The sequence below is a fragment of the Pseudideonella sakaiensis genome, from assembly GCF_048320135.1.
In the GTDB taxonomy this organism is placed as follows: Bacteria; Pseudomonadota; Gammaproteobacteria; order Burkholderiales; family Burkholderiaceae_C; genus Ideonella_A; species Ideonella_A sakaiensis_A.
In genome coordinates this window covers 4157567-4172239 of sequence record NZ_CP182947.1, presented here as the reverse complement: position 1 = coordinate 4172239, position 14673 = coordinate 4157567, and the positions used below count along the sequence as shown (strand labels likewise).

Below are 14673 nucleotides of genomic sequence, written 5' to 3'. Positions count from 1 at the left end.
TCAGGCATGGCGCACGACGAGAACCGAATGCAGGTCCGCAACACGTTCGCCGAGTTGGTTTGTTACCTTCGATTCGTTGACGACGAACTCCAGCGCACCCTTCTTCTTGTCGTAGATGTCGCTGACCCTCGACTCGAAGCGCAAGGTGTCGCCGGCACAGACCGGCGCGTGGTAGTCGAAGCGCTGCTCGCCGTGCAGCACCTTGCCGAGATCGATCTCGAGCTTCTCGATCAGCTGCATCGTCTCGCCGGTATCGCCCGACGCGCCGAAGATGAAGGTCGGCGGCGCGACGATGCCGCGGTAGCCGGCCGCCTTCGCGGCGGCCTCGTCCGTGTGGATCGGGTCGGCGAGGCCGATCACCTTGGCGAAGAATGCGATGCGGCCCTTCTCCACGTCCCAGCTCACGGGGGAAAGCGTATAGCCGATGTATTTCTTGTCGATCACGTTCACACGCTCTGGTAAAGCGTGACCACGCAGGCACCGCCCAGTCCGAGGTTGTGCTGCAACGCGACGCGCGCGTCCTTCACCTGGCGCTTGTCGGCCGTGCCGCGCAACTGGTGCGTCAACTCATGACACTGCGCCAGACCGGTGGCGCCGAGCGGGTGGCCCTTGGACAGCAAGCCACCCGAAGGATTGGTGACGACTTTGCCGCCATAGGTGTTGTCGCCATCGCGCACGAACTTCTCGGCACCGCCTTCCCGACACAGGCCCAGACCTTCGTAGGTGATCAGTTCATTCTGAGCAAAGCAGTCGTGCAACTCGACCACGTCGATGTCGCCAGGGCCGATCCCGGCCTGCTCGTAGACCTGCCGGCCGGCCTCGCGTGCCATGTCGTAGCCGACCACACGCATCATGTCCTTGGAGTCGAAGGTGCTGTCGAAATCGGTCGTCATCGCCTGCGCCGTGATGCAGACCTTGACGTTCAGGTGGTGTTTCCTTGCGAAGGATTCGGAGCAGATCACCGCGGCTGCGGCACCGCAAGTGGGCGGGCAGGCCATCAGGCGCGTCATCACCCCGTCCCATAGCATCGGCGAGGCCATCACGTCTTCCGTCGTGACCTCCTTGCGGAACAGCGCCAGCGGGTTGTTGACCGCATGGCGGCTGGCCTTGGCGCGGATGCGCGCAAAGGTTTCCAGCTGGGTGCCGTACTTGTCCATATGGGCCTTGCCGGCGCCACCGAAGTAGCGCAGCGCGAGCGGGATCTCGGGATGACCGACCAGCGCGTCGGTGGCATCGTCGAATTGCTCGAACGGCGTCGGTCGGTCGGTGAATGCGGCCTTGATGGCACCGGGCTGCATTTGCTCGAAGCCGAGCGCCAGCACGCAGTCTGCCGCGCCCGACTGCACCGCCTGACGCGCCAGGAACAGCGCCGACGAGCCCGTCGAGCAGTTGTTGTTGACGTTGACGATCGGAATGCCGGTCATGCCCACCGGATACAGCGCCCGCTGGCCGCAGGTGGAATCGCCGTAGACGTAGCCGACATAGGCTTGCTGAACCGACGTATATTCGATCCCGGCGTCCACCAATGCCTGGCGAGTGGCCTGCGCCCCCATGATGTTGTAAGGCTCGCTCGCACCGGGCTTTGCGAACGGGACCATGCCGACTCCGGCGACGATGACTTTGTGTTGCATTAAAGAACCTCCCTGCTTTCAGCACATTGGAATTTGGCCGCCAATGGGCGGCAAAGCCTCGGCAGCCTGCTCTCGGCCGCCACCGCCCAGCTGCGGCGCTTGGTCGAGCAGACGGCACACGGGAATCGCGCCAGCGCCGGCTGCGACCTTCGATCTGAAATCAATAGATGCGGCCGTCCTCATGCGTTGTCGGCTTCCCCGGCATTGGCCGGCTTCAGCCAGAGGCGCTCGATTTCATGGCGCTGGATCTTGCCGCTGCTGCTGCGCGGAAAGGCCGCCAGATCCACTACCCGGATGGCTTTCGGAACCTTGTAACTCGACAACTGCTCACGGCAGCTGGCCTGCAGTGCCTCGACGTCACGGCCCGCGCCCGGCCTGAAGGCAACGTACGCCACCGGCACCTCGCCCCAGCGGGCATCGCGTTGGCGCACGATCACCGCGTCGGCCACGGCAGATTGGGCCAGCAGCACCCGTTCGATCTCGGCCGGATAGATGTTCTCTCCGCCGGATTTGATCAGGTACTTGGCTCGGTCGACAAAATCGAGCGTGCCATCGGGGTGACGCACGAACAGGTCCCCCATGTGATACCAGCCACCGCGGAAATCGTGCGCATTCACTTCAGGCGCGTTCCAGTAGCCGGAGAACAGCATCGGGCCGCGCAGCGCGGCTTCGCCCGGAGTGCCATCCGGCACATCGTTGTCTTCGCCATCGACGAGACGTACGCGGCAGAATCCAGACTCCCGCTTGGTCAGCTTGTGCGGAACCACGCCGGGGGCCAGCAGGTCCCCCGAGGCAGGTGCCAGGCCAGTTTCGGTGGCGCCAAAACTGTTCAGATAGGGGGCCTTCAGCAAGCGGGTCAGGTCGGCAATCTGCTGCAGCGGCACCAGATCGGCCATGGCGCCGACCACGCGCACGCCGCGCGGCTTGGTGGCGTTGCGCTGCAGGCCTTCGATCAACACGTCGATCATGCCGGGCATTGCCACCAGCCAGCCGATTGATTCGCGCTCGATCGCCGCGCAAAGCCGGTCAATTCGGAGACCGTCATGCACCACAAGTTTGCCACCGATCATCAGCGTCGCCAGGCCGAAGTCGGTCGCCGCCATGTGGAAGAGAGGCGACCAGGCTACATAGCTGTGTTCGGCGCCGATCCCGTATTCGGCGGCAAAACACATCGCCCGCGCCACCATCGCGCGCTGGCTGATCACGGCACCTTTCGGCAGTCCCGTGGTGCCGCTGGTGTAGAGGATGACAAGACCCTGTTCAGGATCGATATCGAGTTGCGGGTCGATGGCCGACATACCGGCCAGCAGCGGCTCGAACTGGGTGTCGATCTCGACCACATCGGTCACGCCATGGTCAATGCGGGCCAGCATTGCGGAGTGACGCGCCGACACGAATACCATCCGCGGCGCGACGAGTTGAATGCAATGCCTCAATTCCGCGTCGATCAGGCGCCAGTTCAGGCAAGCGACGATGACCCCGGTGCTGGCCGCCGCCAGCTGCAGCACGACGTACTCGTGACGGTTCTCGGCCAGCACGGCCACCCGGTCGCCGGGGCTCAGACCGCGAGCCAACAAGGCCTGCGCCAAGCGGTTGACCATCTGATCGAGTTCACCATAACTCAGCGTGCCATGGCTGTCTTGCAGCGCCGGAAAACCTGATCTCGTGACCGCCTGCTTGCGCAACAGGTCGGCCACTGTCAGTGTTTGCGCGAAGATTGCGGTTGCCATGCGAGTCAGTTGTGTTCCAGTTGCGGTGCCGAAACAGGACCGCGCTGGCTGTCGAGTCTATCTAACGCTTGACAGTTAAGCAACTGCGACTTAGTCTCGCTGCCATGAACGATGGAGTAGCAACGCCTGCGACAGCAACCTTTCACAGGCAGCGCCACTTCACGGCTGTCACCACGCCGCCGGATCACGGCAGCAGCGTTCTTGCACCAGGCGTTCGCGCCCCCGAACCCAGCCACAGCCCGGCTCTGGCTTGAGATTCGAAGTCAAACATTGCCGTCGGTGCAAGCGCTCGCTGGGCTGATGGAACGAACGAATGTGAAAGCAGACTTCGCATGAGCGGTCCCCTCGCAGGCTTGAGAGTGGTTGAGTTCGGTGGCATCGGCCCCGGGCCGTTTTGCGCGATGATGCTGGCAGACATGGGAGCCGATGTGATCCGCCTCGACCGCAAAGCCGACAAAGGCAAGGATCGAGGAGAACCCGCCTTTCTGGCCAGCGGCCGACGCAGCGTGCTGCACCGTGGCCGCCGTTCGGTGGCGGTAGACCTGAAGTCAGCGCAGGACCGCGACAAGGTTCTGGCAATGATCGATGGCGCAGATGCCGTGATCGAAGGTTATCGGCCGGGCGTCCTGGAGCGGCTCGGGCTGGGCCCGGAGCAGCTTCTGGTGCGCAATCCACGCCTCGTGATCGGTCGCATGACCGGCTGGGGTCAGGACGGACCGCTGGCGCAGGCGGCGGGCCACGACATCAATTACATCGCGCTGTCCGGTGCGCTGGCCACGATTGGCCGCAAGAAAGGCGGCCCGATCGCTCCCGCGGCGATGGTCGGCGACCTCGGCGGGGGAGGCATGATGCTCGCATTCGGCATCGTCTGCGCCCTGCTCGAAGCGCGCCGTTCAGGGCTCGGCCAGGTGGTCGATGCCGCGGTGCTTGATGGCGCCGCGCTGCTGACCTCGATCGTCTGTGAACTGCGTGGCGTCGGCCATTGGAAAGACGAACGCGAATCCAATCTGCTCGACGGCGGATCGCATTTCTACGACACCTACGAATGCGCCGACGGCGAGTGGATATCCATCGGTGCACTCGAGCCTCAGTTCTATGCCCTGCTGCTCGACAAGCTCGGCATCACCGAACCCGAGTTCCAGCGCCAGCGCGACCCGGCCGCATGGCCGGCGCTGAAGGCCCGGATGGTGGCGATCTTCCGTTCGCAAAGCAGCGCGTACTGGTGCAGCTTGTTTGAAGCCACCGATGTCTGCTTCGCGCCGGTGCTCAGCACAGGCGACGCTGCCCGGCACCCTCACAACCTGGCCCGCGAGACTTTCTTCGAGAGCGAGGGCGTGGTGCAACCGTCACCTGCACCACGTTTCAGTCGCACACCGGCTGGACGACCCGATCCGGCCCCGTTCATCGGCGAACACGATGGCGCGGCTTGCTGGCTGGAAACACATGTTGTCCGCTGAAAGTTCCTGCTTGGCGAGCGCGGATGCGCGCCGGCCTCCTGCTCGTCGAGGCAGCCGGAAAGGTGGGCATTCCCGAATGCCAGCAGTGATCAACTGGCGCCCGGTCGTTCAGTGAGGCAGATGCCGAAAGCCCTGATTGTGAAATACCACCACCGTGGCGGCAATGGCCGTGCGCACACCTTCGACTTGGAGACAGCAAAATGAAAAAACACCTGAAAGACTTCGCTCTCATCAGTGTGTCGTTCGCGGTTCTGACCGGATTCAGTCAAGCCAGCGCAGCTCAGCAGATCAAGCTGCGGGTCGCCGACTCGTTCCCGGCGACGCACTGGATATCGCTGAACATCACCAAGTACATGATGGAGCAGGTGTCGGCGCGAACCAACCAGAAGGTCGAGTTCGAGTACTACCCAGCCGAGCAACTTGGCAAGGCGAAGGACCTCCTGTCCCTTGCCGTCTCCGGGGTTACCGACATCGCATACGTAGCGCCCGGTTTCGTGAGCGACAAGATGCCCCTCGCGGCGGTCGGCGAATTGCCACTGCCAACCGCCTCGCCGTCGGCCTGTCCGGTGACCATGGCGTACTGGAAGATTGCCAAGCCTGGCGGTTTGCTCGATCAAGAAGAGTTCGCGCCGAATGGCGTTCGCGTGCTGTTTTCGATCGTATTGCCGCCGTACCAGCTGGTCACCACTGCGAAATTCGCCAGCGTCAAGGATCTCGCCGGCATGAAGATCCGAACCAGCGGCGCCCCGAAGGAACTGGCGTTGAGAAAGCTGGGCGCAGTCCCGATCCAGATGCCCACCCCGGAGCTCAACGAGGCGATGTCGCGTCGCACAGTGGATGGCGCCGTATTGCCGATCGGCAGTGTCCCCGCCTATGGGCTGGACGTGATTGCCAAATATTTCACCGTCGGCGAAAACTTCGGCAGCTTCGTCGCGAACTACGTGATGAGCGAACGCAAATGGAAGACGCTGTCGCCTGACGTTCAAAAGGTGCTGGCCGACATGGGCGAAGAGCTCAGCAAGCGCGGCTGCGTGTTCGCCGACCGCGAAGAAGCTGAAAATATCAACAAACTGCAAAAGGTCGGTGTCACACTTGTAACTCTGCCTGCGGCCGACAAGCCTGGATTGCGCGAAATGCAGACCAGTGTCAGCAAGACTTGGGCGGATGGACTGGACAAGCGTGGCAAGGCGGGAACAACGGTACTGAACGCATTCGCCGAAGCCCTGAGGTAAACAATATTGTTGGGCTCTGCAAAAAAGAGAAGCAAGCAATGTGGCAGCGGTGATGAGGCACACGATTCAATCGGGCCCCCGACTTCAACCAAGCACATTCGATGACGATTTATGCAGCCCTTCCCCTGGTACACATCAGTTGGGCCCCCCGTATTCAGTAGGAAGTTGGCAGTCCCAGTTCGCGCTCGGCGATGTAACACATGATCAACTCGCGGCTCACCGGCGCGATACGCGGAATCATTGATTCGCGGAGATAGCGTTCGACATGGAACTCTTTGGCATAACCGAAGCCACCATGGGTCATGACCGCCTGTGTACAGGCCTTGAAGCCGGCCTCGGCCGCCAGGAACTTGGCCGCGTTGGCTTCCGATCCACAAGGCTGGCCCGTATCGTAGAGGTCTCCTGCGCGCAACATCATCAGATTGGCCGCCTCCAGTTCCATCCAGTTCACCGCCAGCGGATGCTGGATTGATTGGTTCATGCCGATCTGGCGGCCGAAAACAACACGGTCCTTGGCATATCGAACGGCCTTGGCAAGGGCGGCACGGCCGATACCCACTGCGATGGCAGCCAGCACGATGCGCTCAGGATTCAGGCCCTTGAGCAGATAGCCAAAGCCCTTTCCTTCCTCGCCGATCCGATCTTCGACCGGAATTTCTATGCCGTCGATGAACAACTCGTTGGAATCGACGCATTTGCGACCCATCTTCTCGATCTCTCGGGCCTCGCAGCGGCTTCGGTCGAAATCGGTATAAAAAAGTGACAGACCGTCGGTGGGCCGCTCGCACTCTGCCTTTGGCGTGGTGCGTGCGAGCAGCATGAGCTTGTCGGCACGTTGCGCGAGCGAAGCCCAAACCTTACGGCCTTTCACCTCGTAGTGATCGCCCTTGCGAACGGCCATGGTTCGGATACTGGTGGTATCGAGGCCCGCGTCGGGCTCGGTGATGCTGAAGGTAGAAATCACCTCGCCTTTGATGATGGGGGGCAGCATCCGCGCCTTCTGTTCGGCGGTGCCGAATTCGACAATTACCTTGGGGGCAAACACACAGAAGGCAATCGAGGACGCGGCACTCATGCATCCGCCCGACTCAGCCACCGCCTGCATGGTCAGCGCGCCTTCAGTCACGCCGAGACCCGAGCCGCCAAATTCCACGGGCATTGCCACGCCCAACCAGCCATCGCGGGCCATTGCCCGCTGGAAAGCCCACGGGTACTCACCATCACGGTCGCGATCCAACCAGTACGGATCACCGAAATCCCTGCAAAGATGCAACACTGCGTCGCGAATGGACTGCTGTTCAGCGCCGAGTATGGTCATCAGGTTCTCCGGGTGACCAGTACGAGGCCTGGCCGGCGTTGAAATACCTCCGACGTGTTGGCGCGCCGCGTCGCAAATCCTGAAACATGAAGATGATCTGGTTTGGTCACTTCCCGGGAGAGGACGCGAGACTTGGCCGATGTGGCTGCGGTTCTCGCACCGGTACGCGACTGCGAAAGCGATCTCAGACCCCGGGAGGTTCACATCAATTCTCGTCCTTGTCAATCTAACGTTTGTTTGTTAAATGTTATCCTGCCGGCAAGTCGACTCGTCGAGACGACGGTACGACAGGTATCGGGGCTCGCCTGCTACTCCTGCAGATCGGGGATTCTTCGGCCCGGGCATTGGCGGTCGATTGGCACGCTGATGCACTGGTATCCGCCTGTGGAATACGGAAAGTCACGGAGTTTTGATGCAATTGGGTCTGCAAGACAAGGTCGCCATCGTCACCGGCTCGGGCCGAGGAATCGGTGCTGCAACCGCGCGTGCGCTGGCCGCCGAGGGCGCGCGCATCGTCGTCACCGACATTGACGCTGACACCGCGACCGCGGGCTGCGCGGCACTGCAACGCGACGGCTTCAGCGCCATCGGCGTGGCTGCCGACGTGACCAAGGCTGCGGACGTCGAGCACTTGATGCAGGCCGCCGTGGCGGCGTTCGGAAGCGTACACGTGCTGGTAAACAACGCAGGCTTTGCGCGCGACGCCCGCATCACCCGCATGAGCGAAGCCGACTGGGACGCGGTGGTCGACACCGTGCTGAAGGGCGCTTTCCTGTGCAGCAAGGCGGTGGTGCCAGTGATGGCCGCGCAGCACTGGGGACGCATTGTCAACATCTCGTCGCGCGCACATTTGGGAAATCCCGGCCAAGCCAATTATTCGGCAGCCAAGGCCGGCATCCTCGGTTTCAGCGCCGCGTTGGCGCTGGAGCTCGGCCGCGACCAGATCACGGTCAACACCATTGCCCCCGGCTTCATCGAAACCGATGGCGTACGCAATCTGCCGCATTACCAGAAAATCAAGGACAACGCGATCGCCCGCACGCCAATCGGTCGACTCGGCGCGCCGTGCGATATCGCCAGCGCCGCGGCCTTTCTTGCCAGCGAGGCCGCTGGCTACATCACCGGCGCGGTACTGCACGTGACCGGTGGGCGTTACGCCACCTGAAAGCGAGGTCATGGACATGGATTTCGGATTTACGCCCGAACAGGACGCGATGCGCGAATCGGTGCGACGCTTCATGCGCGAGCGCGTCGCGCCGCGCGTGCTCGAGTGCGAGCAGCAACGCGAATTCGCCTGGGATCTGCTGCCTCAGTTGCAGCCGTTTGGCTACCTGGGCGGCCTGTTGCCCGAGGAAGCCGGCGGCTATGCGATGACGTACGCCGACTGGGCGATCCTGATGGAGGAAGCCGGATACTGCTGGCTGTCGCTGCGCGTGATGATGAACTCGCTGAACATCCTGGCGCAGCTGCTGCACCGACATGGCACGCCCGACCAGCAGCAACGTTATCTGAAGCCGCTGCTTGCGGGCCAGCTGAAGCACTGGATGGCCATCACCGAGCCCAATCACGGCTCCAACGTCGCCGGCATCGAGACCCGCGCTGAAGACAAGGGCGACCATTACCTCGTCAATGGCAACAAGCTGTGGATCACCAACGGCATCCACGGCAATTTCGGCGTGCTGGTGGCGCGCACCTTCAGCGCGACCTGTGACGGCGGCATCAGCCTGTTCATCGTCGACCGCGCGCAGACGCAGTACGAGGCGCGGCGTGCCGACGTGATGTTCATCCGCGCCACCGGCACCTCGCAGCTCGGCTTCAACGACGCCGCAGTGCCGAAGGCCAATTTGCTGGGCCGCGAAGGCAAAGGCCTGAAGGCCATCCTTACCGGCTTGAATTTCGGCCGGCTGAACGTGGCGATGGGCGCGGTCGGGGCAGCACGCTGCGCGCTCGACCTGTCGATCGACTACTCGAAGCAGCGCAAGCAGTTCGGCAAGCCCATCGCCAGCTTCCAGCTGGTGCAGAAACTGATCGTCGACATGATGGTGCGCTGCGAAGCGGCACGTGCACTGGGTTACCGCGCCGCCTGGGCGCTCGACCAGGGCGGCAGCGCACGCACCGAATGCTCGATCGCCAAGCTCTACGCTGCCGAGGCGGCACATGAGGTGGCAGGCATGGCGCTGCAGGTACACGGAGGCTCGGGCTACAGCGAAGAACTGCCAATCGAGCGCATCTTCCGCGATACCCGCGGCGCGCTTATCCCGGAGGGTACGACCGAGATCCAGACGCTCATCATCGGGCGCGAGGTGCTTGGCGTGTCTGCATTCCACTGAAACCGGAGGCGCCGACATGGCGATGACCTTGCTACACGCACTGCGGCTGAACGCGCGACGCAATCCGCGACGCACGGCGATCCGCTTCCGCGGCACCGCACTCAGCTACGCCGAACTGCTGAGACGCGCCGAGCGTGCGATGTGCACACTGGCCGAGCTGGGCCTGAGACCCGGCGAAAAGGTGCCGATGCTGTCGCACAACCATGCCGACATGCTGGTGGCCTATTTCGCCCTGACCGGCATCGGCGCCATTCCCGCTCCGCTCAACTACCGTCTCGCCGACGATGACCTGCGCCACGGCATTGATGCGGCGCATGCGCGCTTCGTGCTGCTCGGTTCGGGTTTCGCCGAGCGCGCCGACGCGCTGGCCGATCCGGCGTGGCGCTGGATCTGGTTTGCCGACGCCGAGGATCATGCGCCTGCGGACGCGCTGCGATGGCGAGCGCTGCAGGCACCGGGTCCGGGCAGCCCACCCGAAGGCCGTGCCAGCAGCACCGTGATGCTGCACACCTCCGGCACGACCGGACGGCCCAAAGGCGCCCTGCGTTCACGCTTCGGCTTCGAGGAACGCGCCATCGAGCAGGGTTTCGGGATCGACGACCAAACCCTGTGCGTGCTGCCGATCTGCCTGGGCGCGGGCTGCGTCTATACCCTGCTGCCGCTGTACCTGGGCGCCAGCGTCCACCTGCACGAACACTTCGATGCCGGCGCCGTGATCGACGCAATCGAGTCCGAAGGCATCCACTCCAGCATGCTGCTGCCCGCGATGCTGCAGGCGATGATCGAGCATCCGCGTTTTGCCAGCGCCGGTTTGTCGAGCTTGCGCGTCATCCAGTCCGGGGCTGGCGCGCTGTCTGGGGCGCTCAAGCGCGCGCTGCTCGACCGTTTCGGTGACGGCATCCTCAATATCTACGCCGCGTCGAGCGAGGTCGGCCCCTATGCCAATCTGAAAGGTGCCGAGGTGCGCGACCACCTGGACAGCAACTGCGTCGGCCGCCCCTTCTTCGGGGTCGAGCTCAAGTTGCTGGGCGACGACGGCGTCGAGGTTCGGCCCGGCGAGGTGGGCGAGATCTGCTGCCGCAGCGATTCGCAATATGACGAATATTTCGAGGACGACGAACTGACCCGCAGTACCCGCCGCGGCGACTTCCTCACCGTCGGCGACCTGGGCCGCCTCGATAGTCAGGGCCTGCTGCACTTCGTCGGCCGCAAGCGCGACATCATCAAGAGCGGCGGCATCAATATCTACGCCTCAGAGATCGAGGAGGTGCTGCAGCAGCACCCGGCCGTGGTAGAAGCACATTGCGTCGGCCTGCCCGACGATCGCTGGACCGAACTGATCTGTGCCGTCATCGTGGCGCGATCCGGGGAGCAGCCGACCGTCGACGAAATCACCAGCTTTGCGGCTGCGCACCTGGCCGCCTACAAGAAGCCGCGCCGCGTGGTCTTCATGACCGAGGTGCCGAAGAATCTGACCGGGCGGGTGCTCAAGGTGCAGTTGGTCGAGCAGGTGATGCAAGCGCTGGCGGCGCCAAGCGACGTGGCAGCCAGCGACAAGGGAATGCAATGAACCTGGCTGACCTGCACGCCGAGGCCTGCTTCTTCGAAGACCTGGAGATCGGCAATACCTTCGACAGCCCGACTCGAACCGTCACCGAAGCCGACATCGTCAACTTCGCTTGCCTGTCGGCCGATTTCAACCGTCTGCACGTCGATTCCGAGTTCGCCAAGGACACGCCTTACGGCCAGCGCATCGCGCACGGCCTGTTGGTGCTGGCGCTGATGTCGGGCCTGGTTACCCGTATGCAGCTCAATCAGCACCTCGAACCCAGTCTGCTGGGGCTGCTCGACATTCAGTGCCGCTTTCCCAGACCGACCTTCATCGGCGACACGCTGCGCGTGCGCGTTGAAGTCGCCGAAAAAGCCGAAACCTCCAAACCCGACCGCGGTGTCGTGGCCTTCAGGCGTCAAGTCGTCAACCAGCGCGGCGAAGTGGTGGTCGAAGGCATCTGGAAGCTTCTGGTGCGCCGCCGCAGCGCCTGCCACGACCAGACATCATGACCATCAAGACACCGATCGGTTACACCACGCGCGACGACATCTTCGTGCGCGACCGCAACCTTGCCACCGACATCATCGGCAAGCTCGACTTCATCGACATGATCTTTCTCGCCGCCACCGGCGAGTTGCCGACCTTGCCGTTGAAGCGAATGAGCAACGCGCTGATGGTCGCCGTCACCGATCACGGCCTTACGCCGAGCGCGATCGCGACGCGGCTGACTTTCCTGGGCGCGCCCGAATCGATCCAGGGTGCGGTTGCCGCCGGCTTGCTCGGTGCCGGAAATCACTTCCTCGGCACGATGCAACTCAGTGCCCAATTGCTGCAGGACTGCGTTGCGATCCTTGCGGCCGATGCGGACGATCGCGAGTTCGACGCCTGTGCGAACGCCCTGGTGCGCGAGCACCGCGGCAGCAGGCGCATCGTGCCGGGCATCGGTCACCCGATCCACATCAACGGCGACCCGCGCGTGCCAGCCCTGCGCCAGTTGGCCATCGAGTGCGGGTTCTCCGGCCGCCACTGGCGGCTGGCCGGCGCCATCGAACGGGCGGCCCAGGCCGAGTATGGCAAGCTGCTGCCGCTGAATGCCGCTGGCGCCGTTGGCGCCTCGATCTCCGACATGGGTCTGGAGCCGCTGTGGGCGCGCGGCTTCGCGCTGATCGGCCGCTCGGCCGGTCTGGTCGCACACTTGATCGACGAGAAGCGCGCGCCGCTCGGCCAGAAGCTCTGGGACCTGGTGCTGGCACAGGACGATAGCGCCGAATTGGCAGGCCACGACAACCCGATCCCGCAGCGTGTCAGATGGAAGCACGCCAACCAGCCCTGAGCGCGTCAGCGCAGCCAGCACTGCCGTGCGGCACTGATCCGCAGCCAATTACCGATGAATTCAACGAGGTTCGATCCATGACATCCGCTCTCCCATACACCCGTCTGCCCGGCACCCCCGAGCCAATGAATTACTGGCCCGGCCATGGCGGCATTCGGATTGCCGCTGATTCGTGGGGCCCCGCAGGCGGGCCGCTCGTCTTGCTACAGCACGGCGGCGGCCAGACGCGCCACGCCTGGAAAGGCGCTGGCGAAGTGCTGGGCGCGGCAGGCTATCACGCCGTCGCCTTCGATGCACGCGGCCACGGCGATACCGACTGGGCGCCGGACGGCCTGTACGGGCAGGACGTGATGGTGCGGGACCTGCAATGCGTTGTTGCCGCACTCGGAAACCGAAGGCCGGTGCTGGTAGGCGCCTCGATGGGCGGTGGCACCAGCCTCGTGGCGGTCGGGGAGGCCCATGTCGATGCGACGGCGCTGGTGCTGGTGGACATTGCCCCCAACATCGAACCCGAAGGTGTCGACAATATCCAGGCGTTCATGAACATGAAGCCGGACGGTTTTGCTTCGCTCGAAGAAGTGGCGCAGGCAATCGGAACCTATCAGCCGCATCGCAGGCGTCCGCCGACGCTCGATGGCCTGGCCAAGAACGTTCGACTGGGCGCTGATGGCAAGTACCACTGGCACTGGGACCCCCGCTTTCGCACCGGCATACGCAACCTCGATCAACGTACCAGGCGCCTCGAGGCCTGCGCCGCCAATCTGGCACTGCCGACCTTGCTGGTGCGCGGCGGCTTGTCCGACATCTTGAGCGAAGCCGGCGCGCAGGCCTTCCTGAAACTGTGTCCGACGGCCGAGTACGTCAGCATAACCGGGGCCGGTCACATGGTGGCCGGCGACCGCAACGACATCTTTGCCTCGGCTGCGATTGAATTTCTACAGCGGGTTGTGCCAGTCGACGGCGAGCCCGTCGTCCCACCACATCCGGTGCGACCGCTGCAGGACGTTTCGGGCGAGGATATCGTCGACGTCCCATGACGTCGCAAGCCCATCCACAGCGGTCGATATCGACATCAATCAGCCGGATTCGGCGTCTTTCCTCGGGGCCGATAGAGCGGTCACGACATGGCTGAACTGGCCGGGTTGTTCGAGCGGATCCCGCGCCGGGCCAAGGGCATGCTGCTCGGCCTGATCGCGGCCCTCTCATTCACGTTGCTGCACACGACGGTACGTTATGCATCGCGCGAGCTGCATGTCTTCGAGATCACGTTCTTCCGCTACTTCATCGCGATGTTCTTCATGTTGCCCGGCATCGTGAACAGCCGTTTCGAGATTTTTCGCACCCGGCGGCTGCACCTGCATCTGCTTCGCTCGGTGATGCTGATGATTTCGATGCTCGGGCTGTTCTCGGCTCTGACGATGGCGCCGATCGCAATGGTCACGGCGCTGAGTTTTGTATCGCCGGTGTTCGCCTCGGTGGTCGCGATCCTGCTGCTGCGTGAACGCTCGACCGTGAGCCGCTGGCTCGCCGTAGGAGCAGGCGTCGCCGGCATGCTGCTGATCGTGCGTCCCGGCGTGGTTCCGCTTTCGCTCGGGCCGCTGCTCGCGATCGCAGGTGCAATTGCCTGGTCGGTATCGATCATCGTCATCAAGATGATGGCGAGCACCGAGTCGAGCACGACCCAGATCACCTACATGTCGGTGATCGTGACACCACTGACTTTTCTGCTCGCGATCTGGGTCTGGAAATGGCCCAGTCTGCAACTCGTTCCGGTGCTGTTGTTCATGGCGGTGATTGCAACCGTGGGGCAATTCGCCTACACGAAGTCGTTTGTCTACGCCGAAGCCACCGCGCTGATGCCGCTGGACTTCACGCGGATGATGTGGGCTTCGCTGCTCGGCTTTCTGGTATTCGGCGAGATTCCCGACCTGTGGAGCTGGATTGGCGGCACGATCATCTTCCTGAGTGCCGTCTACGTCACGTTTCATGAATCGACCGGCCGCGCCACCAGTTCAACCCCGGTCGCCCCTGACGGCGAGGCCTGCCAGCCCCGGGCGGCGCCAGCGTGTGTGCCAGACAAGAAGTGAGGC

13 protein-coding genes are annotated in these 14673 nt (G+C 63.4%); 9 read left to right on the top strand and 4 right to left on the bottom strand.

Annotation, left to right across the window (positions count from 1 at the left end):
• From ACNH6H_RS19115 to ACNH6H_RS19105, 3 genes are all read right to left on the bottom strand, one after another.
• Entirely contained in the window at positions 1-444 is a 444-nt protein-coding gene (locus ACNH6H_RS19115; RefSeq protein WP_418319888.1) for a MaoC family dehydratase N-terminal domain-containing protein, read from the bottom strand.
• Positions 445-446: 2 nt separating this feature from the next.
• Positions 447-1631, bottom strand: coding sequence for a lipid-transfer protein (locus ACNH6H_RS19110; RefSeq protein WP_418319887.1), 1185 nt, complete (start codon positions 1629-1631; stop codon positions 447-449).
• Between the two features lie 179 nt (positions 1632-1810).
• Positions 1811-3361 (bottom strand): class I adenylate-forming enzyme family protein, encoded by a 1551-nt coding sequence (locus ACNH6H_RS19105; RefSeq protein WP_418319886.1) that lies wholly within the window; start codon positions 3359-3361, stop codon positions 1811-1813.
• A 332-nt stretch (positions 3362-3693) separates the two neighbouring features.
• Between ACNH6H_RS19105 and ACNH6H_RS19100 the strand changes: the two genes are divergently transcribed.
• On the top strand, positions 3694-4818 hold the full coding sequence (locus ACNH6H_RS19100) for a CaiB/BaiF CoA transferase family protein (protein WP_418319885.1): 1125 nt from the start codon (positions 3694-3696) through the stop codon (positions 4816-4818).
• 200 nt (positions 4819-5018) lie between these two features.
• Complete coding sequence (gene dctP / locus ACNH6H_RS19095; protein ID WP_418319884.1) at positions 5019-6050, top strand: TRAP transporter substrate-binding protein DctP; 1032 nt, start codon at positions 5019-5021, stop codon at positions 6048-6050.
• 154 nt (positions 6051-6204) lie between these two features.
• Here dctP and ACNH6H_RS19090 read toward each other — a convergent pair whose 3' ends face one another.
• Positions 6205-7368 carry an acyl-CoA dehydrogenase family protein gene (locus ACNH6H_RS19090; RefSeq protein ID WP_418319883.1) on the bottom strand — a complete coding sequence of 388 codons (1164 nt, stop codon included), beginning with the start codon at positions 7366-7368 and terminating at the stop codon, positions 6205-6207.
• 412 nt (positions 7369-7780) lie between these two features.
• On the opposite strand from ACNH6H_RS19090, the gene fabG reads away from it, so the two are divergent.
• The 7 genes from fabG (at position 7781) to ACNH6H_RS19055 (ending at position 14670) form a co-directional block, all read left to right on the top strand.
• The gene (gene fabG / locus ACNH6H_RS19085; RefSeq protein ID WP_418319882.1) at positions 7781-8533 is read left to right on the top strand and encodes a 3-oxoacyl-ACP reductase FabG; all 753 of its coding nucleotides are present in this window, start codon (positions 7781-7783) and stop codon (positions 8531-8533) included.
• Between the two features lie 16 nt (positions 8534-8549).
• Positions 8550-9698: an acyl-CoA dehydrogenase family protein gene (locus tag ACNH6H_RS19080; protein ID WP_418321401.1), complete on the top strand. Its 1149-nt coding sequence runs from the start codon at positions 8550-8552 to the stop codon at positions 9696-9698.
• 16 nt (positions 9699-9714) lie between these two features.
• Entirely contained in the window at positions 9715-11268 is a 1554-nt protein-coding gene (locus ACNH6H_RS19075) for a class I adenylate-forming enzyme family protein (protein ID WP_418319881.1), read from the top strand.
• Positions 11265-11759: a MaoC/PaaZ C-terminal domain-containing protein gene (locus tag ACNH6H_RS19070; protein WP_418319880.1), complete on the top strand. Its 495-nt coding sequence runs from the start codon at positions 11265-11267 to the stop codon at positions 11757-11759. Before ACNH6H_RS19075 ends, ACNH6H_RS19070 begins: the two co-directional genes overlap by 4 nt.
• Positions 11756-12583, top strand: a complete 828-nt coding sequence (locus ACNH6H_RS19065; RefSeq protein WP_418319879.1) for a citryl-CoA lyase — start codon at positions 11756-11758, stop codon at positions 12581-12583. The genes ACNH6H_RS19070 and ACNH6H_RS19065 overlap by 4 nt, the downstream gene beginning before the upstream one ends.
• Positions 12559-13620 (top strand): alpha/beta fold hydrolase, encoded by a 1062-nt coding sequence (locus tag ACNH6H_RS19060; protein WP_418319878.1) that lies wholly within the window; start codon positions 12559-12561, stop codon positions 13618-13620. The genes ACNH6H_RS19065 and ACNH6H_RS19060 overlap by 25 nt, the downstream gene beginning before the upstream one ends.
• An 87-nt stretch (positions 13621-13707) precedes the next feature.
• A complete protein-coding gene (locus ACNH6H_RS19055) occupies positions 13708-14670 on the top strand; it encodes a DMT family transporter (RefSeq protein WP_418319877.1) in 963 nt (320 codons plus the stop codon).
• Positions 14671-14673: the final 3 nt, after the last annotated feature.